Origin of the sequence: Exiguobacterium sp. R-39 (genome assembly GCF_049942815.1) — a bacterium.
In the GTDB taxonomy this organism is placed as follows: Bacteria; Bacillota; Bacilli; order Exiguobacteriales; family Exiguobacteriaceae; genus Exiguobacterium_A.
Map to the genome: position 1 here is coordinate 2,624,893 of NZ_CP187965.1, position 23,871 is coordinate 2,648,763.

Consider the following 23,871-nt stretch of genomic DNA (forward strand, 5'->3'; position numbering starts at 1 on the left):
GAAAGGGGTATGACATCATGAAGAAATGGACAGAACAACAAGTAATCGACAGCTTAATCGAGGCGAGTATTGCTTATCCTGCCTTGGACGCCAAGACGTATGCCCGCTGGTCGACCGGAAAAGAAATCCCGTCGATCACGACGATTATCAACGTGTTCGGATCATGGCGTGAAGCGTTGCATGCTGCTGGGTTATCATCCATTCGGCCATACTATTCCGATCAGGAGATCCTCGCTTTCATCAAAGAAGCTTCAGAACGTTTGCATCCGTTTCATAGCAACAGTTACCGCGAATGGGCCAAAGCCAAACACGGTCCTTCCTTGACGTTGATTAACCTTCGTTTCGGGTCATGGTCACGGGCCCTTGAGGAAGCACACATCGAGATGACACGTTCAATCTGTATGACAGAAGAACGCATTATCAACGCGCTCCTCGAAGCATCGGACGTTCTTCCGCGCCTGACGACCCAGACCTACTCGATTTGGGCGCAGGAAAACGGACATCCGACGGTCGCGACGATTGCCCGAAAATACGGTTCATGGGTTGATGCCCTCACTTGTCTCGACATCGCTCCCCCACGGCGGAAGTGGGTCGAAGAAGATGTCCTTGATGCGTTGAGACAGGCACAACGCGAGCTCCCATCGCTCAGCATCATCCACTACCGGAAATGGGCGGAAGGACGATCCGTCCCGAGTACGTCGACGATCAACGCCTTATTCGGGAGCTGGACGTCTGCTGTACAGTGCCTCAAACGATCCCGTGTTTCGATTTCTTGACGAATGTCATCTGTAATAAAAATGCCGACCGGATTTCTACACGAAACCCAATCGGCATTTTTTGCATTCATCGCTTGATTTGTTGCAGTTCAGCAGCAGAAACCAAGGTGACCGTGTCATGCTTTAGCATGTAGACATCACTCATGTACTGTCCGATTTGAGGGACGTTGACTTGTTGCATGAGATTCCGGTAAAGTTGCGCCGGAAAATTAATGCCACACTCGTAGGCGTGGGGATAGCCCCCACCAAAACGCGGATTAATTTCCGAAAGATACAATGTACCTGCGACATCAAACAAATCAAAATCGAGCGGACCCGTCAAGCCTGATTCTTCCAGGACGTGTTCAATTAATTCAAAAACGTCTTCCCGGACGACGGAACGACTTTTATCCGTCTCCCCTGCCCGCATCGTTAATTTCTCCTTGATGAAGATAGAGGTCACTTTTCCAGAAATCAAATCGACATACGCATCGACGCCGAGCTCTTGACCGACTAACAACTCTTGAACGATCAGATCGCGATTCTTCGTGAATAACTGTTCGACCTCTTCGAAGGTTTCCACCTGGCGGACTTCCGTACTGGCACTCCCGCTACGTGGTTTGACAAACACAGGCAGGCTCACTTCTCCTATGGAAAAAGCTTCTTGAAACGATTCCATCGAGGGATACGTCCGCGCATGGGCGATACCTTGACGCAGACAGTACTCATACATCGTATATTTATCGAAACAAAGTTGGCAGGCGGCATACGGTGAAACGACGACTGTCACCCCCACGGCTTGAAATCGTTCAGCTGATCGAGCCAGCAAACTGAGTTCCGGATCAATCAGTGTCAGGATGGCCGTCACTCCCGCCTCTTGACAAAGCTTCAGTAAATGATCGATGTAATCGACCTCATCTATCTTCGGAACGATGTAATGGTCCTCCGTCATATATAAGGCGGATGCCAATGGACTACAGTCTGCCGTACTGACACGTCCCGTCTTGAACTCTTTGACAAAATACTCGACGAGCTTTGCCCGGCGACCGGCGCTCGTAATCAATAGATGAGGATGCTGCATCCGATTTCACTCCTTTTAGTTAATGAGATTAATCTTTTTTTCGACTTCCATCATCAAAACCCTGCTTTTTCTCTAAAAAAACTAGGACAGAAGACTCACGGGCGCATCCATTGTTCACTTGGTCTTTTCTTCCAAAATAATCGATACAATAGAATCCCGATCAAAGCACCCGTGCCGTCCAGTAAGACATCCTGAATCAATCCGGTCCGTCCGCCCGTCAATATTTGATGAAACTCATCAAAGACGGCAATTGTAATTGCGACTGTATACGCAAACAAACCGGCCAACGCATACGGACGGATCATTCGATACGTTAAATCCACCAAGGCGATGCCGAGAACGATGAAGATGGACAGATGGGCTGCCTTTCGAATGAAAAACTCAACAAATCCAGAAGCACCAAGCGCTTCCACGCTGACTTCCCCATGGTAGTCAAACGAAATGAACCGAAGCTGTTCGACGAAACCTAAATCAAAGTACCTCGACAACCCAGGCTTTAACGACTGCTCTTCATATGGCATCGAACTCGAGATAAACAAGATGGTTACAATCAACAGGGTCACATAACCGGACCATGGAATTTTTTTAAACATATATGCCCTCCTTTTCTCGCTAACTATTAGAATAGCATGTTCTCTTTTAGAGAACTTCCCAATATTTTCAAATAACACATGATACCGTGAATTTTAAACCCATTAAATACATAATAATGTAATTATTTTTTATTAAAAACTTTTTTTTACATTTCAAAGGTTTGCGCTATAATGAAAGTGGTTATTTAGTACTAGTAAGCTTATCGGCAAGAATAGGAGGTGAGGCCCGTGGAACGTGCTCTCGGAAAAAAAATCATGAAATTGCGTAAACAACATCAGTTCACCCAAAAACACTTGGCTGAGCGATGCGGAGAAACGGTCACTTCGATTTCCGCTTACGAGCGTGGTCAACGAATGCCAAATACGCAAACATTAGAACGGCTTGCTCTTGCTTTGAATACGACTGTGATTGATTTGATTGATCCCCAATATGTCCAACATCCTTCATTACAAGAATTTATGGCTCAATCCCTCGAACCGACGCAACCGCTCGATTTCAAGCTCGTCCTGGAAGATGTTCTCGTCCACTTGACGCTCTCACCGGAAGTCTACTTTGATGGTCGTCTGCTGACACAAGAGGTCCGTGATCATATGGCGACAACCATTAATCAAGCACTCCAACAAGGTTTGCAATCGATTAAGATTTGACTTAAAAACACGATGAGAAGCGGACAGGATGTTTCCTGTACACATCTCATCGTGTTTTTACTTGCCGTTTCAATCAGATTTTAAGACATGGTGAATGTAAAGTTGACCGTCTTCATATGTCGCTTCCATCATCCGGTTGAAAAATGGAGACTTCGGCGTCTTTTCAGCTAAGAAAACACGTTCGAAGCGACTATGTGCTTGATCGACAAAACTGAGTTTGAGTTCCCGTGCAGCGGATTTGAATGTCAAATGTGTTCCGCTCTTACCAAAGGCATCGGGAAGAATAACATAATCCACAAACTCAAAACGCTCTTCCGGAAATAATGTTTCGATAAACGATAAACAACTGGCTTTCAGTTTTGCTACCTTCTCATCCATAACATTTACCTATCCTCCGATTGTCTGATGGCATCATGAAACTGATTAATAAGGGCTACTTTTGTTTATTACCCCACCTTTAGACCTAGTTAAACTAGTATTTAAAATATTTTTTATCCAATTTAAGGAACTAATCATCTTCAAAAAGGCTGACTTCTTTAATTTTTTTCTTCGTAACAACGATTTAAAGCACGCGATTTTTTTATGATACCAAAAAGGGACAGATCATAAAAAAATCTGCCCCTTTTGATAGTATAAGATAGATTGTAAAATCAACCGATTTTATCAAACTCTAAAATACTGATGCTTTTCCCGGCGTACAATGTCCGTCCCCGATACCTGGACAGTTTAGCAAATTCAAACAACGTATCTGTTTCGTACAGATGTTCCACTACATAACCAACCTTCTCATCAGAAGCCGATTTCAGATACGTATTAAAAATCAACCGGTCGCGATCGACCTTTTGACCGTAAAACAAGGTACAGTCCTCAATACGTCGCGAGGCAATCGGTTGGACATTTTGTCTTAAATAATCCGCTTTATGGATACTGATCAGTAATTGACCGTCCGTTGCCAATAAGTGACGGATATTCCGGAAGAACAACAACAGTTCCCCCCGTGAATATCGTGCAATTGTTGTACCCGGTAAAACGATTTTATCGAATACTCCATTCCCCATCACATCAATCAACTCATTGCTGAGACCATAGACCCGATTCAGGTATTGTTCAGAGATACCCGTAATCCGATTCAGTTCCGGTTCAACGAGATGCAAATCATATCCTTCTTCACATAGCAGATTGAAGAGATGCGGGGAAAAGTTCCCGTGCAGCAAGACACGGTCGTCTTTCTGCAGATACCGGCGATATAACATCAACTCATCAACTTCAGGCAAGGTGGACGTTTCTTGATAAAGTGCCATGAATCGGTCGTCTGCAAACAGATGATCGAGAACTTGAACACGTGAATAACTCCCTTTTCGCGCAAATGGACCGAATAATGGTCTGTCATCCATGATAGATCAACTCCTTATACGTCTGAATGGCCGATTCATAGTCTGTACCAAGCCGCTCTGGCAAAACATCAAACCGTTCCTTTTGATCAGCTTCGAGAATGGCGATGAATGTCTCATCCGTCTCAAACAACTGATTCGTCACCAGTTCGAAGGCGAAACATCCCTCGTTATTCTGAATCCCAATCATCGTCAGCGGACCAATCTTTCCGTCGGTCCGCGGCAGTTCAAATGCGCTGTAAGGCGTCACGAACTGACTGGTCTCTTGAAACGCTGAAGCGAGTTGAAACAGAACCGGATATAAGGCGAGCTGAGTAATCGGAGCGAGCGCTTCCCATCTCGCCAACTGATTTTGACGTAACTGACAAATATTTAAGTCGAACGCCGCACTAAGCAATAGCCGTTTTCCATAATCCGCGTAGATCCCGTCACTGTGAATGAACAGACGATGGGAGGACGGCATACCGGTGAGCGTCGCATAATCAAGAATCCCGATCCGCTGTTCCGGATTAGAGACGACACTTGTCTCATGCCACTGTTTGATAGCAGCATCCAACTCCTGGCGGTCAAACGTCGCCAATCGTTCTCTGACATTAAAGGATAACGTATCGGAAAAGGCTAACAAGACCGGCGTCCGGCTCATCAGTTCAATGACCGGCAAGTCATGACGCGTCGACTGATCAATGTACAACAAACTGTTAATCGTCATCTGATCAAACAGGGTGGGTACAATCGAGTCGAGTAACTCTGTTGTTTCGACATAGACGTGACGCAACGGTTGCGGCTCACGAGAAGCCGTATCCGGATAAACACCGGTGAATAAAGACATCAACGCATCTTGTAATTCAATCGGTTGCGTATGGACTGCCATCCCGTCTAACGGGATGGTTCCGTTCAAGAAATATGGATCACCGAACAAGACATCGCCCCGCTCATTAATCAGATGAAACTGAACATGTAACATCCGCTGTTGTAAATACGCGACAAGTCGCAAGGTCCGCTCCCCCGTTCCTCGCAGGACAAACAAATAATGTTCGAATTCTTGAAAGTCCATATAGTCGAGTAAATCCAAAAACGTATGCTGATCGTAATCATAACGATCCATTGAGAACCGGTGCTGCTCACAAAAAGTCGTGAGGGCATCGGTCGGGTCGAGTTGGTGTAACCAGCCTTCGCTTTCAGAAAGAACCGTTAGTCCGATCATATCCATGCTCCTTTCAGCAGTCTGTATTAAAAAAGGCTTCAAACCTGTGACGGAATGAAGCCACGTCAGCAAGAGACGTCATCATGAAGTTTTTAATTCTCGTTTCGCCGCCGGTTTGATCCGGTCCATTTCCCGACTTGCCAAGGGCGCGACCGAGACAGTAGCAACATTTAAGCACCAGCCGTAAGATGTCATCGTCCGGCGCGATTCTTTAAAGGTGAGATTCATAGGAGTTACCCCTTTCATTCGTTTAAAATGGCAGACAACACGTTGACGACTTTTTGAACTAAAAGTTTGGTATCAGATCCAGTTCCCTCTTATAATGGAAAAGGGTATCGTTTTCTCAAATCCACTGGACAGAAAGGACAGAACCCGATGGATCAATTCACGTCACCGCAGATTGGTCTGGCCCTTCGCCGCCTTCGCAAGAAACATAATCTGACGCAGAAGGATTTGGCGAATGGAATTTGCAGCCAGGCGGAAATCAGTAAGATTGAAAGTGGGACACATTCTCCGACCGTTGATTTGCTTTTTGCTTTATCACGACGATTACAGGTACCGATTACTGTTTTTTTGGATCATACTGAGCAACAAAACTCCATGAGACTTATCGATGACTCATTTTTAAGCAGGTTCAGAAATAAAGACTTTAATGCAATTTTTAATGAAACTAAAGCTTTTATTGAATCTTTATCAAATAATATTGAATTGAGCTTATTATATAAATATTACTTTCATTTGTGCGCTTACCGTCTAGGTAAAACCGATTTTAGAACTTGTATTATCGAATTACAAAATCTTTCTGATAAATACTCCACTATTTATTATTCACCAGATATGATCGTGAGAATTAAAGCAGCAATAGCAAATATTTATTATGAAAACAAAAGTTATAAGCACAGTTTAAGAGTATATGAAGAGATATTAAGACTTAATTTCGATAATGATGAAATGATTTTAAATAAAATCCGCATACAGTATAACTTTTCTAAAATTTTGATTGAATTAAAAAAGCCGGAAACTGCTTTAGCTTATGTTAACGATGGAATTCAACAAAGTATAAAGTTTAAAGACATGTCGTTACTTGGTCAGCTTTTATTTCAAAAAGGTGCTTGTTTGGAACTGACGAACTCTAGTTTAAAGGTTACAAGCGAGGTTTATCAAAAGGCATATTTACTTTTTGATTTACTCAATATGACAGAATACAAACAAATCATGCTTGAAAAGAAAAGTCATTACCTTAAGCCCCTTTAAAGACCCTAATTATACTAATGGTTTTACTGAATACTCCATTGGAAGATCGTTACGAGCCACGTCGCGTTTTACTGAATACTCCATCGGGAGATCGTTACGAGCCACATCGCGTTTTACTGAGTACTCCATCGGGAGATCGTTGCGAGCCACATCGCGTTTTACTGAGTACTCCATCGGGAGATCGTTACGAGCTACGTCGCGTTTTACTGAGTACTCCATCGGGAGATCGTTACGAGCTACGTCGCGTTTTACTGAGTACTCCATTGGGAGGTCGTTACGAGCTGTATCTATTGACTTCAAAGACTCAACTTCACTGAATCCAATTGATGCAGTTAATGCAAGCGCTCCAACAACTAATCCTAATTTCTTTTTCAAGTTCATAATGAACAACCTCCTAATTTTTTTGTCTAGCTCTGTAACAACATCATATAACCTTAGACCCCCTTCAGATATTCGAATACGAATATTCGATACATTTTGCACATTATTTACACTTACCATACCTTTCGTCTTAGGTCATAGGTCTCGAAACGTGCATATTATTTACATTTTATCCACCTTTGTGTCGATAAAGTGTATGAAAATAGATTTTTTAGAATATTCACTCACTCTCATCTTGATGATTTTTTCGTATACAAAAACCCGTTTCGTCTGCTGCACGCAAACGAAACGGGTTTAATTTATTTTGACGAACGGCGCAGTGCAATGAAATACCCTACTCCAAGTAAGACGATCAATCCGAGCAAAATGCTGCTAACCGTCGTTCGGGCAGGTGATTCCGGGATCCACAGACCGATCGCAAGATTGATTGCTGCAATCAATAAGACAAGCCAGACAATGATTTTAGGTCTCATTACTTCCTCCTCCACTTCGACGTTTCTTGATTTGTTTTTCTTCGTCAAAAACTTACAAAATCCCTCTTATTCGAAACATCCTGATATGATATGTTGACAGAAGACGATTTTTAACAAGGGGGACCTATGGATGAAAAAGTTAGCAGTATTTTGTGGTTCTAAAGATGGAGCAACACCCATTTTCCGTCAAGCCGCAACAACACTCGGGACGACGCTCGCAGCGCATCAAATCGGACTTGTCTATGGCGGTTCACGTGTCGGGACGATGGGCGCCGTTGCGGACGCTGTCCTCGCAGCCAACGGACAGGCAGTCGGTGTCCTGCCCCACTTCTTGCAGGAAAAGGAGATTGCCCATCCGAATCTGACAGAACTTCATCTCGTCGAATCGATGCATGACCGGAAAGCGAAAATGGCAGAACTGGCCGACGGATTCATCATCCTTCCCGGTGGTCCGGGAACGATGGAAGAGTTTTTTGAAGTCTTTACCTGGGCACAACTTGGTCTTCACGAAAAGCCGTGCGGCATCTTAAACATTGACGGCTATTACGATCCGCTCGTTGCGTTATTTCAACAAATGGAGACACAAGGTTTCCTGATTCCGGAACACGCGTCGATGCTGCTCGTCGAATCGGATCCGGAACGGTTACTTGAACGCTTCCGCTCTTACCGGGCACCGCAAGTAAAAACGTACATGAACACGAAGCAAACGTGACACATTCAGCTGACAACTACTCTCTTTCGACAGGGGTAACGGAACTCTCATCCGTCACCCCTGTTTTTTTAATCCTTCCAGCTCTCGACATACCGTTTGAGTAACTGCCGGACGTCTGCCTGAATCTCTGCGTCTTCGAGCGCAAAGGCTAACGTCGTCTCGACGTACCCCATCTTCTCCCCGACATCGAACCGCTTCCCTTCCACCTCATATCCGTAGACCTCTTCTTGTCCATTCAGCCGTTCAATTGCATCCGTCAGCTGAATCTCTCCGCCCGATCCCGCTCCTTGAGTCGCCAAGTATTCAAAAATCGCCGGAGTCAGGATGTACCGTCCGATGATCGCCATATTCGACGGTGCCGTTCCCTGGACCGGTTTTTCAACAAACTGACGGACCTGATATCGGCGTCCTGTCTGATTCAATGGATCGATGATGCCGTACCGGTGTGTGTCTTCCGTCGGGACGTGCCGGACGCCGACGACCGAGGCGTCCAGTTCTTCGTATTGATCAATCAGTTGTTTCAGACCCGGTTCTTCCGAGACGATGATATCATCTCCGAGCAAGACGGCAAACGGCTCATCGCCGATGAAGTGCCGGGCACTCCAAATTGCATGTCCCAGTCCTTTCGGTTCTTTTTGACGGATATAATGAATCTCCGCCATCGTCGTCGAGGCATCGACCTCTTTCAGCAAGTCGAGTTTCCCTTTTTGACGCAGGATGTTCTCGAGTTCCGGTGCGTGGTCGAAATGATCTTCGATTGCCCGCTTGTTCCGTCCGGAGACGATGATGATCTGTTCGATTCCCGATGCCACCGCCTCTTCGACGATATACTGAATGGTCGGTTTCGTTAAAATCGGTAACATTTCTTTTGGCATCGCTTTCGTCGCCGGTAAAAACCGGGTCCCGAGACCGGCTGCCGGGATGATGGCTTTTCTGACTTTTGACACGTACATTCCTCCTCAGCACTTGATCCGTTACTCGTAAGCATTCGCTTTCCAATCTCTTGTTCCCTGTTTTACTCAAAAAAAGACCAGAGACACACGTCTCTGATCCGTTCTTAAAATAGTTTAGTGAAGGCTTCTGTAAATGTCGCGAATGACGGTGTCTCATCGATAACCATCAGACTGCCGGCTGCAAGCACCAGTAAGCTGATCCCTGACAAGATCCATCCCGGATGTTTGACGGTATCTTCGGCATCCATGTTTTTCTTGCCCGGTTTTGCCTGGGCCCCCTGTTCCTTCAGACGATCCCGCCGGTACTGGTGCTGCTCTTCTTTCGTCAGCTTCTTGTATTCGGTCAGGAACTTCTTGTATTCCGGTACGACTTCCTTCGTCGTCCCGTCGAGTTTAACCTGTCCGTATTCGAGCCAGATGACCCGCTCACAAAAACTCCGAATCTGGTTCAACGAGTGACTGACGAAGATGATCGTCTTGCCTTCGTTCTTGAACTCGTTCATCTTGTCGATACACCGGTTATAAAACGTCTGGTCACCGACTGACAAAGCTTCATCGACGATCAGGATGTCGGCATCGACATTGACGGCGATCGCAAATCCGAGGCGCGATTTCATCCCGCTTGAATATTTTTTAATCGGTTGATCGATGAAATCCCCGATGTCCGCGAAATCAATGATCCCCGGCATCCGGCGTTCGATTTCTGCATCGTCCATCCCGAGCATCAAACATTTCAGGTGGATGTTCTCACGGCCGGTCAAAACGTTTTTCAACCCTTGGGAAACGGCGATGATCGCTACTTCCCCGTTGATCTCGACGTCGCCTTCGTTGGCATAGATGATACCGGAAATCAGATTCGACAGCGTCGATTTCCCGGAACCGTTGATTCCGACGAGACCGACGACTTCACCGGACCCGATATCAAGTGAGACATCGCGGAGCGCCGTAAACGTCTTAACGTTTTTACTTTGATTCTTAAACAGTAACTTAAATTTTTCTTTTGTCGTCGTGACCATATCGAACCGTTTCGTGACATGGTCGAGTTTTATCATAGACATGGCGATTTCCTTCCTTAAACGAGCTCGGTGAATGATTTACGGAACTTGATGTGTAAAAACGTTCCGGCTGTGAACAAGAGCAGTGTCACGCTCCAGAAATAAAGTCCCGTCGGCCACTCCTGCCAAACCCAGGCTCCGCCGAGCAGGCTCGCGCGGTATCCTTCCACAAGGTAAAAGACCGGATTCAGGCGAAGTACACCATGTAAGACATCCGGGAACCGTTCGATGTTCCACAGAATCGGTGTCAGGTAAAAGAGCATCCGCATCATCGACTGCAGGAATAATTGAATGTCTTTGACGAGCGTAATCAATGTCGAGAAACACAGGGAGAACGCGTAGACGAAGATGTAAGTCGCCGCCATATAATACGGGAGTTGGAGTAACTTCCATGTGATTGGAATACCGTTCAGGATGATGACGATGAAGACAATCAGGAGCATCGCGAAATGCTGGTACATCCGGGATAGGATGACATACGACGGAATCGCACTCATCGGGAAACGCATTTTTGTCACCATCGCCAGTCGGCTGTTGATCGAGTTCGATCCGCGCAACAAGGCATCATTGATGAAGAACCAAACGACGATCCCGCAGAGGAGCCAGACGATGAACGGCGTGTCACCGTCGACGTTTTTATTCCCTTTCAGACCGACACCAAAGACGAACCAATAAATAAAGATCTGTAAACCGGGATTGAGCAGCTCCCACAAAAGTCCAAGTCGTTGCTCCGCGTGCGCCGATTTAATCTCATAACGGGCGAGACGGCGAATCAGCGGAAAATTCTCCACTTGTTCGCGGATGATGCTTTTCATTTCTTTCCACATAATTAATTTCCTTCCGATCTGTAAAGGTACATGTATTTTAGTTCGGTTGCATCCAATTCAAAATAAAAAGACGGGCTCCGTTCGCGATTCTTCAAACGAACGACCGACTGCGGACAGGCAGACGCCTGCACGTTGATTCATTCCTCCCTTCCTTTTCAAGCACTCTTTTCCTATTAAAAAAGCAGGCACCGGGTGCCATACACTTAATCAATTCTAGCCATCGTTAAAATTCATGTCAATGTATTGGGCAAACCGACACCAAACTGTAGCTTTCTCCCCGATAAAAAAACCAGTCGGCAGCGGTATGAAAGACATCGCTACTGACTGGTTTGGAATGGGATAGAAGTGGAAATTCAATCGTCGTGGGCGGGGACGACAATCCCCAAATCAGTAAAATGCTCATCACACATAAGATGACCAAAACCATGGTGCCTTGAATCGTCTCTTTCATCGTCTTGTTGCTCTCCTCCCGCGGTTTCCTCATTTCTTCATCATACCGAACTCATGCACTGAACTCCACCAGTAGATTATCAATTAATGGGAATGTTTGACGATTTGATGTATATTTCCGTTTCTTTTTTCATTCGGACAGATTATAATGAAAGCGTTATCATTTTACATGTTTAGGTCAAATTAACCAGAAAAACGTGCTGAAACGGACGTCTCCCGCTGGTTGTCATGTCGTCCGACCTAAGAATTTACGAATTTTACAAAAGTTTTATCGCACCACCTGTCAAGAACGACTTATAGTAGAAGAAGAGGTCAACGATCGCATTTCGACCTTGTATTCATACACCCACTTTGAAGGAGGATTTTTACGCATGTATAAATCAAAACCGCTTTACGCGGCAGCCGTCGCTGTCGCCCTGACGACATCGGCAATCGTGCCGGTTGCACAGACTACTGTATCGGCAGCAACGCATGTCAAGGTCAAAACGGTCAAACTCAAGTCACTCGTCTTCACAAAAGGTGCCCCGGTCAAGTTACCTGCTACATACAAGGGCGAGAAAATCACGTGGAAAAGTTATGACCGTCACATCTTCAACCGCTATCAGACGGTCAAAGGAACGTATGGCAAGAAGAAATCACCGATCGAAGTGAAAATCCTCATTCAAAACTATGCCGTCAAGTTCGTTGAAAGTGTCAAGGAACAGACAATCTATGTCGGTGAAAAACCGGAACTTCCGAAAATGTTGGCTGTCCTCTATGCGACAGGCCGTGTCTACGACAAGCCGGTTCGCTGGTCGAAAGTCGATACGAGCGAAGCCGGCGTGAAATATGCCGTCGCGAGTTACACACGTCTCGGAAAAACAATCACACTCAAAGCAAAAATCAACGTCCTCGATATCAATAAAGATGATTTCTCAATCGGTTTGATGCACACGAACGATACGCACGCCAACCTCGATAAAGCACCAAAACGCGCGACTGTCATTAAAGAACTCCGCGCTGCCTATAAAGCAGACGGTACACCGTCACTGTTACTCGATGCAGGCGATGTCTTCTCCGGTTCCCTTTACTTCAACAAGTTCAAAGGACAAGCCGATCTCGAGCTGATGAACTATATGAAATACGACATGATGACGTTCGGTAACCACGAGTTCGATCTCGGGGATGCGGACAACCACTTAGCGTTACAGGAGTTCGTCACGAAAGCGAAATTCCCGTTCATCACAGCGAACGTCGATTTCAGCAAAAACGAATTACTCGGCGGTCTGCAATCGAAAACGATCACAGCCGGTCCTGAAAAAGGCAAAATCTATCAAGGCATCATTAAAGAATACAAAGGCCAAAAAATCGGTTTCTTCGGTCTGACGACAGAAGAGACAGCCGATATCTCGAGTCCGGGAACTGTCGCCTTCGCGAACTACATCGACAGCGCGAAAGCAGCCGTCAAAAAACTCGAAGACCGTGGCGTCAATAAAATCGTCGCTTTGACACACATCGGTTTTGATGACAATCCAGCCGTCGACAACGATCAGTTGCTCGCTCGTAACGTGGACGGCATCGATGTCATCGTCGGTGGTCACTCGCATACGAAACTTGAAAAATTCGATGTTAAGAGTGGAACAGTCGTCGATGATACGGTCGTACCGGGTAAAGCAGAACCGACGATCATCGCTCAAGCTTACCAGTATGGTGATTTCCTCGGAAATCTTAACCTGACGTTCGATTACAAAGGGAAATTGACAGAGTATAAAGGTTCATTGATCGACGTCTCGAAAGCAGCAGAAGATGCTACTGCCGCGTCTATCCTTAAACCGTACGCTGATCAAATCACAGAACTGAAAAACGAAGAAGTCGGCGCGAACATCGTCAACGAGCTCGCCAACCCACGCGCTGGTGATGGTTTCGCTCTAAATGTCCGGAACAGCGAAACGGCACTCGGAAACCTGATCACAGACGGGATGCTCCAAAAAGCGAAAGAATACAACAAAGATACAGTCATCGCGATGCAAAACGGTGGTGGAATCCGTGCTGCCATCAATGCCGGTCCACTCACGGTCGGTGAAGTCTTAACGACACTTCCATTCGGTAACACACTCGCAACAGCGAAATTGACAGGTCAGGAAATCAAAGACTTGCTTGAAATCAGCGTTGGCGTCGCTCCAATCGAAAACGGCGGTTTCCTCCACGTCTCAGGCATGAAGTTCGAATACAGCAGCAAACTCGCAAAAGGCGACCGTGTCACGAAAGTAGAAGTCAAAAACGGCGATACGTTTGAAGCCCTTGACCTTGCGAAAACGTATGTCATCGCAACTAATGCCTTCACAGCAAAAGGTGGCGACGGACTCACACCGTTCGAAGTGGCTTATAAAGCCGGCCGCGTGACGGATCTTGGTCTCTCGGACTGGGAAAACCTCCGCGACTTTACGAAAACACTCGGTCAAGTCGATTACAAAATCGAAGGTCGGATCGTCGATACAAAAGCAGAAACAAAATAATTCCGCAAAAAAAGACCGGGCTTAACAGCCGGTCTTTTTGCGTCTTCAGGAGGCGGATCACATCCCATCCTGTTGTTATATTCATAACGTCTGGGTCTGATTTTGTTTCAGCAAGATGATGATGTCATCAAGCTCATACTCCTGTGCCATCATCAATGGGGTATAACCATCGGCATTTTTGATTGCCGGATCGGCGCCCCGCTCAAGCAATAGTTGGACGGTCTCTTTTCCTTCGCCTTCAACCGCGTGATGGAGTGGTGTGTATTTCTCGTCGTCCTGTTGATTGATCTTCTCACCCCGTTCTAAGTACAGCTCAACCAATTCCTTGTTGTTGCTGTAGACCGCTGTGATGAACGGCCGTTCGCCGAACTCATTGACGGCGTCGACATCACTCCCGGCAGCAAGCAAGGCTTTAAAGACTGTTTCCAGCCCCTCACTCGACTTGCGGTAGCCGAGATAATGCAGGGCCGTATCGCCGTCGGCATCGACTGCCTGCATATCACTCTTCGGAATCAACGTTTCGATTTCTGCGAGCGTCCCCTTTTGAATCGCCGCCATCAGTTTCGATTCTCCAAGGTCTTCTTTCGCCGTCTGTTGGGCAACGGAAGAGGCACCATTCGACAACCAAGTGGGCAACTCAAGCTTGGTCACGGCGAAGACCAGACCGGCCAGGGCCAGACAGCTCAGACTGACGACGGCGGCACTCGCAATACGGGTCGACTGTTTTCGCGGAGCGTCGAGTCCGGCAAACGTCAACCGCCGGGAAATGGACGACTGATTTCGGAACAATTCACTGAGCGCTGCGGCAAACGGCATCGGTTGGCGTTTTTGACCGATATAGGCATCAAGGTTCAACGTCTGCCAGGAGACAGGACCGACAACGGACCGGACAAGCGCCGGGACACGTTCCTCTTCTGCAAGACAAGCCAGTGCCAGCCGGTCAGCCGTCTCTTCGCATGCCCGGAGATAAGCACTTCTCAGGAACGGCACCCAACTCCCGAGCAACAGTAGCATCCGTTTCTCTGCGTGGTTCTGTTTTAAATGGACGAGCTCGCGCAACAGTTCGAAACGCGTCGCCTCATCGACCGGATAACCGGTCGGTAAGACAAGCAGATACTTTTGAAACAAGCCGATCGTCCGTGGACGTTTGATTGTCTTATGGTTTGTTACGATGATTTCCGGCACCTTCCAGAATCCCAGTCGTTCCGCATCCTGCCGAAGTTGTTCATAAACAAGCGGCTGCTGCTGTTCACTCAGCACCATCCCGTCCGTCCGAATGGTCATGACACGAATCCACTGACGAACCCAGAACATACCGAGTAAAAGAAGGGCCGTTCCAACGATTATGATCCCTATTGTTTCAAGTGTCAGAATCCCGATGATTAAGCCACAACCCGTTACGAGTGTACTCAGCAAGAGTAACCAAAAATAAAGTCGCTCTCGTACGGTCGCGGACTGTTGTCTCTGTCTGATTTGTTTCACTTCCTCATACATTGGTTCACCTCTTTTTCTCACTCCTCTTATCATACCGATAATTCCATAAGAGTTCCAAGGCAATTCTTGTTAATCATCCGAATCATTATATTTAAATATATTTTAAGGATAAAAATATATTCTCCCCTAAGTATGTCTAAAGACTCATGAAAGTTATAAATAAGTTGATTAAAAGCCACTTTCAAACACCATTTATCTAGTTATACCAACATCAATCGTAACATTTGAAACATTAGACGAATGATTCTTTAGAACCATATAATTTTTAGTGACAGGTGCGACAATAGTCATTTATTTAAATTGCTATTCCCTCTTAAATACCATATACTAACTACTAGAATGAAGAATATGGGAGTGATTTTCTTGGGATTATTAGGCCTTTTTAATAAGGAATATACGATTCAATATCAAGTTATCGAACAGGATGAAATCGTGGACACAGATCGCCTGATCATTAAAGCCGGTGACCACACGGCAGCGCGGAAAAAAGCAGATACGATGCTTCGTAAACAATTCGGTCGGACACAGTACAAAATCGAATGGGTCCAACGCTTCTAATCGTCCAAATACCCGGTCGCCTCAGCAAGATTGAGACGACCGGGTATTTTTGTCTTTAACTCGACTGCAAGTACTCAGTCTTAACGATTCGGTCGGCTTTGATAAACAGGCGAATGGCCGTATACAGAACAATTCCAAATACAGCCCCACTGCCATCAATGAGGACGTCTCCGACGAGCGGGGTCCGTCCGCCGGTCAATTGCTGATGGAACTCATCGAACACTCCGACGGTCATCGCTGTCGTCGCGGCAAAGAAAGCAGCTGGAACCGGACGATAGCCGCGCAGACGCAAGACATGGACGAGGCTTGTCCCGAGGATGAAGAACAGGCCGGCATGCATCCCTTTACGGATGAAAAATTCAAGGAATGCTGCGGGTCCCAGGGCTGCGACACTAATCGGCACCTCATAATGAAACGAGACGAACGAAAAGGCGTAGACCCATCCGAGTGGGATATGATTCGTCAGAAACGGAATCAAGGATTGTTGCTGATAACTCATCGAACTGAATCCAAATAATAAAAGCAAAATAGCTCCTGCCATGATGTAGCTGATTGATGGGCGACGCATCCGAACATCCCTCCTTTTCAATACTTGCCATCGTACCATGGATTCCCGGGCGAGACATACGGCAAAAGTCGGAGTTCGCAACAAAAAAAGGCCTTACTCCTTTTAAAAAGAAGTAAGACCCTATCGTTTATGAGATAGACGTTTTCGGTTCACGCAAGAGGTGCTTGATTTCCCCGAACGTCACGAACGTTTTATTTTTAGCGTCATACAGCTTGTAACGCAGCGACTTCAGACTTGAGAACAAGCCGATTGTCGTTGCCTTTTGAAGCGGTGGTGTCGCCGTATGCGCTTTTTCTAAGTTGTAGTTCGGTACACGCGGACTTAAGTGGTGAACGTGGTGGAAACCGATGTTCCCTGTTACCCACTGCAAGACTTTCGGCAATTCATAGTATGAGCTGCCTTCGATAGCTGCCTTGACGTAATCCCATTCGCTCTCATCCTCGAAATACGAGTCTTCGAACGTATGCTGGACGTAGAATAACCAGATTCCGAGTACGCCTGCCGTGAACATCGTTGTTCCTTGAATGATCAGGAACGCCTGCCATCCGATGAAGTAAATCATGATGCCGTATAAGACGATTAGTGACGCATTGATGACATGCGTATTGATACGTTCTTTTTTCCGGGCATCTTTCCGGTTAAAGCGGCTGACGACTAAAATCAACAGGAGTGGTCCAAGACCAAACATGACGAACGGATTACGGTAAAGACGATATTTCAAACGCGTCCATTTTGAAGCTTCGACATATTCTTCGATTGTCATGACCCAAATGTCACCGACACCGCGTTTGTCCAAGTTCCCACTGGATGCGTGGTGAATCGAGTGCTCCCGTTTCCACTTCTCATACGGGAATAAAGTCAGAATGCCAGTAATCGTTCCGACGACTGCATTGGCCTTTTTGTTTTTGAAGAATGACCCGTGTGTACAGTCGTGGAAGATGATGAACATCCGGACGACGAAACCGGCTGCGACGATCGCAAGCGGAACAGCGAGCCAAACAGAAATCTGTAAGGCTTGATAGGCCAGGAACCAGGCGACGAGAAACGGCAGGATCGTATTGATCATTTGCCGGACGCTTGATTTGACGTCTGCCTTCTCAAAAGGCGAAACGTGTTTGCGAAGCTGGGCGATTTTTTCTTTACTCATGTGTTGCTTCCTCCTCGAATTCGTACAGCGTTCACGACGCTACTATGAAATGAACTTGATATGAAACCTGTAAACGGCGTTCGTGACGGTGAATTCGTAACATCCACATGAAGATCGACCCGACCGATATAGTTAAACGCTTGAATATTTTTATTACCAGGTAATTATAGCACATTAAAAATCAGATTGAATATTAAATTCTGATATCATTCGAAATATTTAAGGTCAGACGGACATAAAATATTTGTTTTCAGATAAATGAATATCAAGGGAAATACTTCCAAAAATAGTTTCTATTTCGTATACTAGAGGAATCTTATCAAATAAAAGGAGCGATTACTTATGAAAAAATCCTGGTTCATCCCCCTGCTGTCAGCGACATTACTTTTACCGTCCACTTTCTCTGTTGATGCAGCGACGAAACCGACCGTCATCACAAAATACGCAAAAGAGAAAAAGACACTGAAATACCCGTACGTCACAAAGGGACCATCGACGAGTGTCCAAAAAACGATCAACGCTGACCTAACTGATTTCTCCAAGTTCGCCTATGAAAACTATTTAGAGATCGAAGCCTTCGAGAAAGAAGAAAGAAAAACCTCTTACTGCAAAAAAAATCCGTCGATGTGCAACTATACATACAGCACGTCTTATAAAGTTACTGGAAATAACACGTCTTATTTGACATTCACTTTGTCGGATTATTCTTATACAGGCGGTGCCCACGGATTTGGTTATAAATATGGGGTCAACTACTCATTGAAAACAGGTAAAGAAGTGCCAATCACAAGCGTCTTAAAAACATCGACACAGTTTAAAAAAGTTGAGAAGTACATCTACAATAAATTAAAAAACAATGACGATTACTTCGTCGATACATTGGGTGACGTCGATGTCTCAAAAAAATCAGAATATCTGATGATGAAGGATGGCATCAAGGTCGTCTTCCAGTCTTACGAGATTGCGCCTTATTCGACAGGTCAGCCGGAAATCTTTGTTCCGAAAAGTGTTTACAACTAATCAAAACATCCACGCATCAATGGGCGTGGATGTTTTTTAGTCAGTTTAATTTTTTCAATGGTTTGACTGCCGGTCCTTCGAGCACGTTCCCCTCGTAATCAAACCGCGAGCCGTGACACGGACAATCCCACGATCGTTCCCCGTTGTTCCATTTGACGTCACACCCCATATGCGTACACGTCGTCTTGACGAGATGTAACTCACCGGATTCGTCTCGGTATCCTCCGACCGTCTTCCCGGCATGACGGACAAGTCCCCCTTCATCGATGTCGAGTTCGTCCGCTGATTGACTGGCACGGGTCACTTTCCCTTTCAGCAATTCGATTGCGACATCGGCATTATTTTTCGCAAATTGTTTCGCGTCCTGCTTGTTCAGCTTCGACCGGTTCGGATCAAACAATCCCTTGAAGCGGTTCGGCGTTCCCGTTAATAAATCGGAAAGTAGCAACCCTGCCGCAATCCCGTTTGTCATTCCCCATTTGGCAAATCCGGTCGCGACCAGAATATTCGGATCATCACTCGTCATCTGACCGATGTACGGTACTTTATCGAGCGAAATCAAATCCTGGGCCGACCAAAATTGGTCAATTTCAGCTACCCCAAACTCACTCTCGGCGAAATGACCCAACGCTTGATAGTTCGTTTTTGTATCCGTCTGATGGCCCGACAGATGGTTCTCCCCACCGAACAGCCCAAGCCGTTTCCCGTCAGCCGTGTGCACATGACGGAGCGAGCGGCTCGGTTTGTCCGCGCTCATGAACATACCGTCCGGGAACTCTTCCGGAACAAGTCCCGAGACGATGTAAGAGCGGTGAACTTCAAGTTTCGAGAAGTAGAGTCCCTTAAAGTCGTTGAACGGAAAGTGTGTCGCGACGATGACCTTTTTCGCTTCAATCTGATGACCCGATTCGAGCAGAACCGTCGGTGTCCGTTTCGATTCGACAGACGTCGCCCGCGTCTGTTCATACAACTTTCCGCCTTGTTCCGTGAAATAACGGGCCAGACCAAGTAAGTATTTCACCGGATGGAACTGAGCTTGATTGCGAATGACGAGGGCCTGTTCGACAGGATACGGTAACTTGCCTTTTACCTCTTCCGTCGCGTCTCCGCCGTTGATTCCAAGCCGGCTGTAGGCCTCTGCTTCTTTGATCAGTTGCTTGTGTTTCGGTCCGCTTGACGCGACATACAGATAAGCATCCTGTTCCTCAAGCTCACACTCGATCGCCAGGCGTGTCGTCTGATCACGGAGGAAACGAATCGCCTCTTCATTCGCTTCGTGATAGAGCCGTGCTTTCTCTTCGCCAAATGTCTGGATCAGTTCGTTATAAATCAAGCCGTGTTGTGAAGAGACTTTTGCTGTCGTATAGCCGGTCGTCCCGCTTGCAATCCGGTCAGCCTCGATCAACGTCACGTCATAGCCCCGTTCAATCAGTTGAACAGCCGTGACGAGTCCGGCGATGCCTGCCCCGATGACAACGACGTCACTTGTTAGATTTGTTTCCAGTTTCGGATAATTCGATGGTTCAATCGAAGTGCGCCAGTACGATGTTGGAAATCCATCCAGATTCTTCATTATTTTCCGCCTCCGTAAATGTCAGTTTTTATTCCCTTAGCTAACAGTTACAGTTACCCTTGTTCTTTTAAAAACATACATGAATAGTACATTTTAATTGGGTTCAGATAGTTATTCAATCAAGTGAAAACACACTCTTCACTTGGTCCATGAGACGCGTGATTTCCGATTTATTCCGATTAAGTACATCTTGTTGCTCGTCGTACGGTTCGAGTAGTTCCAAACGATTGTTGACGTCAAGAAGATATCCATTCAATCCTTCTTGAATCCAGACTTCGTACGTGTCGTCTTGAAACAAGTGTGGGTATACACCGACTGCCAATCCGGCTTGTTTGTCAGCGATCATCAGTCTACCTGTATAAGACAGGTAGTCAGGTGTCTCCACCGTATAGGAGAAACCGTCTTGCATCATACTGTGTACGCCATCAAAATCCGGTACAGCCGAAACGAATGGTTTGTACTCAACCGCCGTAACCCCGTACCAGACAAGATTTAGCAACAGGAAACCACCAATTAGGATGAGTGTTATGCGCGGGCGTTTTTTCTTTAAATTCATCCCATTTCAACCAACCTTTTCTTTTTAATAGTATTATTGTTCGTGTTGAAGATTAACGTTACCGGTTTAATTACCGTATCACCTTCAGCCAATCCGCTTCTACTTCTCTATTGCACATCAAGGAAAGCAGTATCTGAAAAATCTCGTCTTTTCTTTTAACCTTGGTTTTTCAGACTGTAGAATAATTGTGTAGTAACGACTTGCAAAAAAAGGATTTTCTTTTTCGAACACCCCTTAGGATAAGTAGAGTTATCCTCTCTTTTCAAATCGTCTTTTTTGAATCATGCCAACGGTTTTCTAAACTTTCCGATTTCCTACTGTCGTCATTTCTACGACTGAACACGAAAAACTTCTTGAAAAACCGCCTGTTTCCGCCACTTGCTTCAGGATAACTCTACTTATACTGAAACTACCGCGGAATACATAGATATGCATATCTCAGATTGGATCATCTCGTCATGAATGAAGCCTTAAAACAATGGATTCCCCTCGTCAACTCTCTTCTCTCCCGCCTTTCGATTCATCCGAATGAACAGGATGAATGCCGTCAAGCCGCACTTCTCCGACTCTGGAAATCCATCGAAGAAGGTAAGGTCATGACCGTCACCTTCGCCCGGATTCGCGCGAAGGGTGCGATGCTCGATTACTTGGCGACCCGCAACCGGACACTCGCCGGTGAAGTCGCTGTCGAGACGTTACCGGAACTCCCCCGTCAGCAGCAAGTCTCGTTCACTTATCTACTCGATCAACTGAAACAGGAACTGTCCCGCAAGGAATTTACGATTCTTCAAGCCCTCCTTCATGGTAACGAGGAAACCCTCGGCTACTCTCCGGCCCGCCTCCGGTCGCTCAAGTCGGAACTCAAACAGAAAGTCCAGGACATACTCCTATGATGACGTTTTACTTGGACCGGTTACTGGCCATCATCGAACAGTCACCGAGCTACAGTCCGCTGACGAAAAAAGCCTATCGCGCCGACGTCCGGCATTTTTGTGCCCACGCTAAAACGATTGATATCCCTTCCCTCCATCGCTATATCTCGTTCTTAAAACAAACCTATGCCCCAACGACCGTCTCCCGACGGATTCATGCATTGGCCACATTATTTGATGCCTTAGTCGCTGAAAAATCAATTCCTTCAAACCCGTTATCCCAGATTAAGAAACCGACCCGTCCACTTCCAAAACACCGGACTGCCTTTAGTTACACCGAAGCGAGACGTGTCATTGAGACCCTGCAAGACGATACGTTGTATACGTTCTACTTCCTACTGTTACATACAGGTCTTCGGTTCAACGAAGCACGACAGTTACGCCAAACCGATCTCGATCTCATCGAACGCCAACTGTTTGTCCGTCACGGCAAGGGACAGAAAACACGCTACGTTCCCCTGCATAACGAACTGGTTACTGTCCTGAAGCGCTATCTTGACATTCAACCAAATGATCCCTTATTTCAAAACACTGCCGGAGGCTTGCTGGACCCGAATCAGACCCGGAAACAACTCCGGCTTGCCAGTCAAAATGTCTTAAAACGGACACTCCGACCACACGATTTACGGGTCACGTTCGCGACGACAATTTATCGGGAACATCGCGCTGATTTACTGACTGTCATGCGCCTGCTCGGCCATAGTGACGCGAAGACGACGCAACAGTATATCTTACCGTCGTCAGAAGTCGCTCGTTCCTCAATCAACCGTCTCATGCCGATAACGCATTGATGATTTGCTGGAGCTTCGTTTCCTGACTGATGATATAGCCTTCTGTCGTTCGGGAACTACCGTGACCAAGTAACTGCTGAATTTCCAGCAGTTTCCGATTTCCTGTCTGATAGAGATACGTTGCAAACGACACACGTAAGTCATGCGGATGTAACGATCGTCCACGCTTAGCAAGCGACTGCTTACGTAATGCATCACGAGCCGACTGCTCATTGATGGCTTTGCCTCGGACAGACTGAAAGACGAGCCCTGTCGTCCGTCCTTCTAAAAACGTTCGAAGCTTACTCACCAGTCCTTCTCCAAGCGGAACCGTCCGCAATCGTCGTCCTTTCCCATGTCGTACAAGTAACGTCGACTTCGCAAACTGAATATCTTCAATCGACAACAAACGGGCCTCCATAAAGCGGAGGCCCGTTTGACTGATGAGTTCAAAGAAGAGACGATAGGTCGGATCCGTAATGTGACGAATCATTTGAATCGTTTCTTCGAGTGGATGATGCTCACGTTGTTGGATATGCTGGTGAACAATCGGACGGACTTGTTTCATCGGATTAACTTTGAGACGTTTCGCTCGGATGAGTTCATTTCCCAGTGCCATCAAGGCATGATATCGCCGCATCGCGGTCGTTGGTTTGTATCGTTTAATCAACTCATTAAAGTAACGTTGCAAGGATTTCATCGACCATTCAATTTGATGATTTTTCATTTGTCGTAAATCACTGCGATATGCTTTGATTGTCGATTTACTATAAAAAAGATGCGTTTTCAAATAGTGGTCTAGATATTCAAAATGTGTCATGAGAAGAACCTCCTTTTAGAAAGTATTTCCCCCTCAATTCCCCATTCACTTTTTATTCAATCCCATTCATATAATAACTCTACCCGTGAACTTTTTAAAATGTAGAAAAATCGGAAAGTTTGTACCATTTGATTGTTTCTTTCTTAATATTGTCACTCAGC

The 23,871-nt window shown here is 46.1% G+C and carries 26 protein-coding genes; 9 read left to right on the forward strand and 17 right to left on the reverse strand.

Going from position 1 to position 23,871, the window contains the following annotated elements; genetic code table 11:
- Nucleotides 1-17 precede the first annotated feature (17 nt).
- Nucleotides 18-776: a hypothetical protein gene (locus ACP26N_RS13680; protein WP_131502331.1), complete on the forward strand. Its 759-nt coding sequence runs from the start codon at nt 18-20 to the stop codon at nt 774-776.
- 67 nt (nt 777-843) lie between these two features.
- Here ACP26N_RS13680 and ACP26N_RS13685 read toward each other — a convergent pair whose 3' ends face one another.
- On the reverse strand, nt 844-1,836 hold the full coding sequence (locus tag ACP26N_RS13685) for an ATP-grasp domain-containing protein (RefSeq protein ID WP_426354104.1): 993 nt from the start codon (nt 1,834-1,836) through the stop codon (nt 844-846).
- Between the two features lie 95 nt (nt 1,837-1,931).
- On the reverse strand, nt 1,932-2,429 hold the full coding sequence (locus ACP26N_RS13690; protein WP_426354106.1) for a VanZ family protein: 498 nt from the start codon (nt 2,427-2,429) through the stop codon (nt 1,932-1,934).
- A gap of 228 nt (nt 2,430-2,657) precedes the next feature.
- On the opposite strand from ACP26N_RS13690, the gene ACP26N_RS13695 reads away from it, so the two are divergent.
- Nucleotides 2,658-3,077, forward strand: a complete 420-nt coding sequence (locus tag ACP26N_RS13695) for a helix-turn-helix domain-containing protein (protein WP_426354107.1) — start codon at nt 2,658-2,660, stop codon at nt 3,075-3,077.
- Nucleotides 3,078-3,146: 69 nt separating this feature from the next.
- Here ACP26N_RS13695 and ACP26N_RS13700 read toward each other — a convergent pair whose 3' ends face one another.
- From ACP26N_RS13700 to ACP26N_RS13715, 4 genes are all read right to left on the reverse strand, one after another.
- On the reverse strand, nt 3,147-3,455 hold the full coding sequence (locus ACP26N_RS13700) for a hypothetical protein (RefSeq protein ID WP_131972206.1): 309 nt from the start codon (nt 3,453-3,455) through the stop codon (nt 3,147-3,149).
- 272 nt (nt 3,456-3,727) lie between these two features.
- The gene (locus ACP26N_RS13705; RefSeq protein ID WP_131502336.1) at nt 3,728-4,471 is read right to left on the reverse strand and encodes a hypothetical protein; all 744 of its coding nucleotides are present in this window, start codon (nt 4,469-4,471) and stop codon (nt 3,728-3,730) included.
- Nucleotides 4,464-5,672, reverse strand: a complete 1,209-nt coding sequence (locus ACP26N_RS13710) for a hypothetical protein (protein WP_426354110.1) — start codon at nt 5,670-5,672, stop codon at nt 4,464-4,466. The genes ACP26N_RS13705 and ACP26N_RS13710 overlap by 8 nt, the downstream gene beginning before the upstream one ends.
- A gap of 81 nt (nt 5,673-5,753) precedes the next feature.
- Nucleotides 5,754-5,900 (reverse strand): hypothetical protein, encoded by a 147-nt coding sequence (locus tag ACP26N_RS13715; RefSeq protein WP_426354112.1) that lies wholly within the window; start codon nt 5,898-5,900, stop codon nt 5,754-5,756.
- 147 nt (nt 5,901-6,047) lie between these two features.
- Between ACP26N_RS13715 and ACP26N_RS13720 the strand changes: the two genes are divergently transcribed.
- The gene (locus ACP26N_RS13720; RefSeq protein WP_131502338.1) at nt 6,048-6,926 is read left to right on the forward strand and encodes a helix-turn-helix domain-containing protein; all 879 of its coding nucleotides are present in this window, start codon (nt 6,048-6,050) and stop codon (nt 6,924-6,926) included.
- A gap of 9 nt (nt 6,927-6,935) precedes the next feature.
- Here ACP26N_RS13720 and ACP26N_RS13725 read toward each other — a convergent pair whose 3' ends face one another.
- Complete coding sequence (locus ACP26N_RS13725; protein ID WP_426354114.1) at nt 6,936-7,307, reverse strand: hypothetical protein; 372 nt, start codon at nt 7,305-7,307, stop codon at nt 6,936-6,938.
- A gap of 299 nt (nt 7,308-7,606) precedes the next feature.
- Entirely contained in the window at nt 7,607-7,780 is a 174-nt protein-coding gene (locus ACP26N_RS13730; RefSeq protein WP_012371451.1) for a hypothetical protein, read from the reverse strand.
- A 130-nt stretch (nt 7,781-7,910) separates the two neighbouring features.
- On the opposite strand from ACP26N_RS13730, the gene ACP26N_RS13735 reads away from it, so the two are divergent.
- The gene (locus tag ACP26N_RS13735) at nt 7,911-8,492 is read left to right on the forward strand and encodes a TIGR00730 family Rossman fold protein (RefSeq protein WP_426354116.1); all 582 of its coding nucleotides are present in this window, start codon (nt 7,911-7,913) and stop codon (nt 8,490-8,492) included.
- A 68-nt stretch (nt 8,493-8,560) separates the two neighbouring features.
- Here the strand turns inward: ACP26N_RS13735 and galU are convergent, their stop codons facing one another.
- The 3 genes from galU to ACP26N_RS13750 form a co-directional block, all read right to left on the reverse strand.
- Nucleotides 8,561-9,439, reverse strand: a complete 879-nt coding sequence (gene galU, locus ACP26N_RS13740; RefSeq protein ID WP_426354117.1) for a UTP--glucose-1-phosphate uridylyltransferase GalU — start codon at nt 9,437-9,439, stop codon at nt 8,561-8,563.
- 110 nt (nt 9,440-9,549) lie between these two features.
- Complete coding sequence (locus ACP26N_RS13745; RefSeq protein ID WP_131502342.1) at nt 9,550-10,503, reverse strand: ATP-binding cassette domain-containing protein; 954 nt, start codon at nt 10,501-10,503, stop codon at nt 9,550-9,552.
- A gap of 14 nt (nt 10,504-10,517) precedes the next feature.
- Nucleotides 10,518-11,327 (reverse strand): ABC transporter permease, encoded by an 810-nt coding sequence (locus tag ACP26N_RS13750; RefSeq protein ID WP_026827415.1) that lies wholly within the window; start codon nt 11,325-11,327, stop codon nt 10,518-10,520.
- An 821-nt stretch (nt 11,328-12,148) separates the two neighbouring features.
- On the opposite strand from ACP26N_RS13750, the gene ACP26N_RS13755 reads away from it, so the two are divergent.
- Nucleotides 12,149-14,272: a 5'-nucleotidase C-terminal domain-containing protein gene (locus ACP26N_RS13755; protein ID WP_426354120.1), complete on the forward strand. Its 2,124-nt coding sequence runs from the start codon at nt 12,149-12,151 to the stop codon at nt 14,270-14,272.
- 81 nt (nt 14,273-14,353) lie between these two features.
- Here ACP26N_RS13755 and ACP26N_RS13760 read toward each other — a convergent pair whose 3' ends face one another.
- Nucleotides 14,354-15,766, reverse strand: a complete 1,413-nt coding sequence (locus ACP26N_RS13760; protein WP_426354122.1) for an ankyrin repeat domain-containing protein — start codon at nt 15,764-15,766, stop codon at nt 14,354-14,356.
- Nucleotides 15,767-16,129: 363 nt separating this feature from the next.
- Here ACP26N_RS13760 and ACP26N_RS13765 point away from each other — a divergent pair, with 363 nt between their 5' ends.
- Nucleotides 16,130-16,324, forward strand: a complete 195-nt coding sequence (locus ACP26N_RS13765; protein ID WP_131502347.1) for a hypothetical protein — start codon at nt 16,130-16,132, stop codon at nt 16,322-16,324.
- Nucleotides 16,325-16,379: 55 nt separating this feature from the next.
- Here the strand turns inward: ACP26N_RS13765 and ACP26N_RS13770 are convergent, their stop codons facing one another.
- Both ACP26N_RS13770 and ACP26N_RS13775 read right to left on the reverse strand, forming a co-directional pair.
- Nucleotides 16,380-16,892, reverse strand: coding sequence for a VanZ family protein (locus ACP26N_RS13770; protein ID WP_131502348.1), 513 nt, complete (start codon nt 16,890-16,892; stop codon nt 16,380-16,382).
- 127 nt (nt 16,893-17,019) lie between these two features.
- Entirely contained in the window at nt 17,020-18,039 is a 1,020-nt protein-coding gene (locus ACP26N_RS13775; protein ID WP_131502349.1) for a fatty acid desaturase, read from the reverse strand.
- A 342-nt stretch (nt 18,040-18,381) separates the two neighbouring features.
- Between ACP26N_RS13775 and ACP26N_RS13780 the strand changes: the two genes are divergently transcribed.
- Nucleotides 18,382-19,059, forward strand: a complete 678-nt coding sequence (locus ACP26N_RS13780; protein WP_131502350.1) for a DUF3298 and DUF4163 domain-containing protein — start codon at nt 18,382-18,384, stop codon at nt 19,057-19,059.
- A 40-nt stretch (nt 19,060-19,099) separates the two neighbouring features.
- Here the strand turns inward: ACP26N_RS13780 and ACP26N_RS13785 are convergent, their stop codons facing one another.
- Entirely contained in the window at nt 19,100-20,632 is a 1,533-nt protein-coding gene (locus ACP26N_RS13785) for an FAD-dependent oxidoreductase (RefSeq protein ID WP_426354125.1), read from the reverse strand.
- Nucleotides 20,633-20,747: 115 nt separating this feature from the next.
- The gene (locus ACP26N_RS13790; protein ID WP_188004750.1) at nt 20,748-21,188 is read right to left on the reverse strand and encodes a hypothetical protein; all 441 of its coding nucleotides are present in this window, start codon (nt 21,186-21,188) and stop codon (nt 20,748-20,750) included.
- Nucleotides 21,189-21,646: 458 nt separating this feature from the next.
- Between ACP26N_RS13790 and ACP26N_RS13795 the strand changes: the two genes are divergently transcribed.
- On the forward strand, nt 21,647-22,081 hold the full coding sequence (locus ACP26N_RS13795) for a sigma factor (protein ID WP_426354126.1): 435 nt from the start codon (nt 21,647-21,649) through the stop codon (nt 22,079-22,081).
- Nucleotides 22,078-22,911, forward strand: a complete 834-nt coding sequence (locus ACP26N_RS13800; RefSeq protein WP_426354128.1) for a tyrosine-type recombinase/integrase — start codon at nt 22,078-22,080, stop codon at nt 22,909-22,911. The genes ACP26N_RS13795 and ACP26N_RS13800 overlap by 4 nt, the downstream gene beginning before the upstream one ends.
- Here the strand turns inward: ACP26N_RS13800 and ACP26N_RS13805 are convergent.
- Nucleotides 22,892-23,710, reverse strand: coding sequence for a tyrosine-type recombinase/integrase (locus tag ACP26N_RS13805; protein WP_426354130.1), 819 nt, complete (start codon nt 23,708-23,710; stop codon nt 22,892-22,894). The two genes, ACP26N_RS13800 and ACP26N_RS13805, sit on opposite strands and share 20 nt — an antisense overlap.
- Nucleotides 23,711-23,871 lie beyond the last annotated feature (161 nt).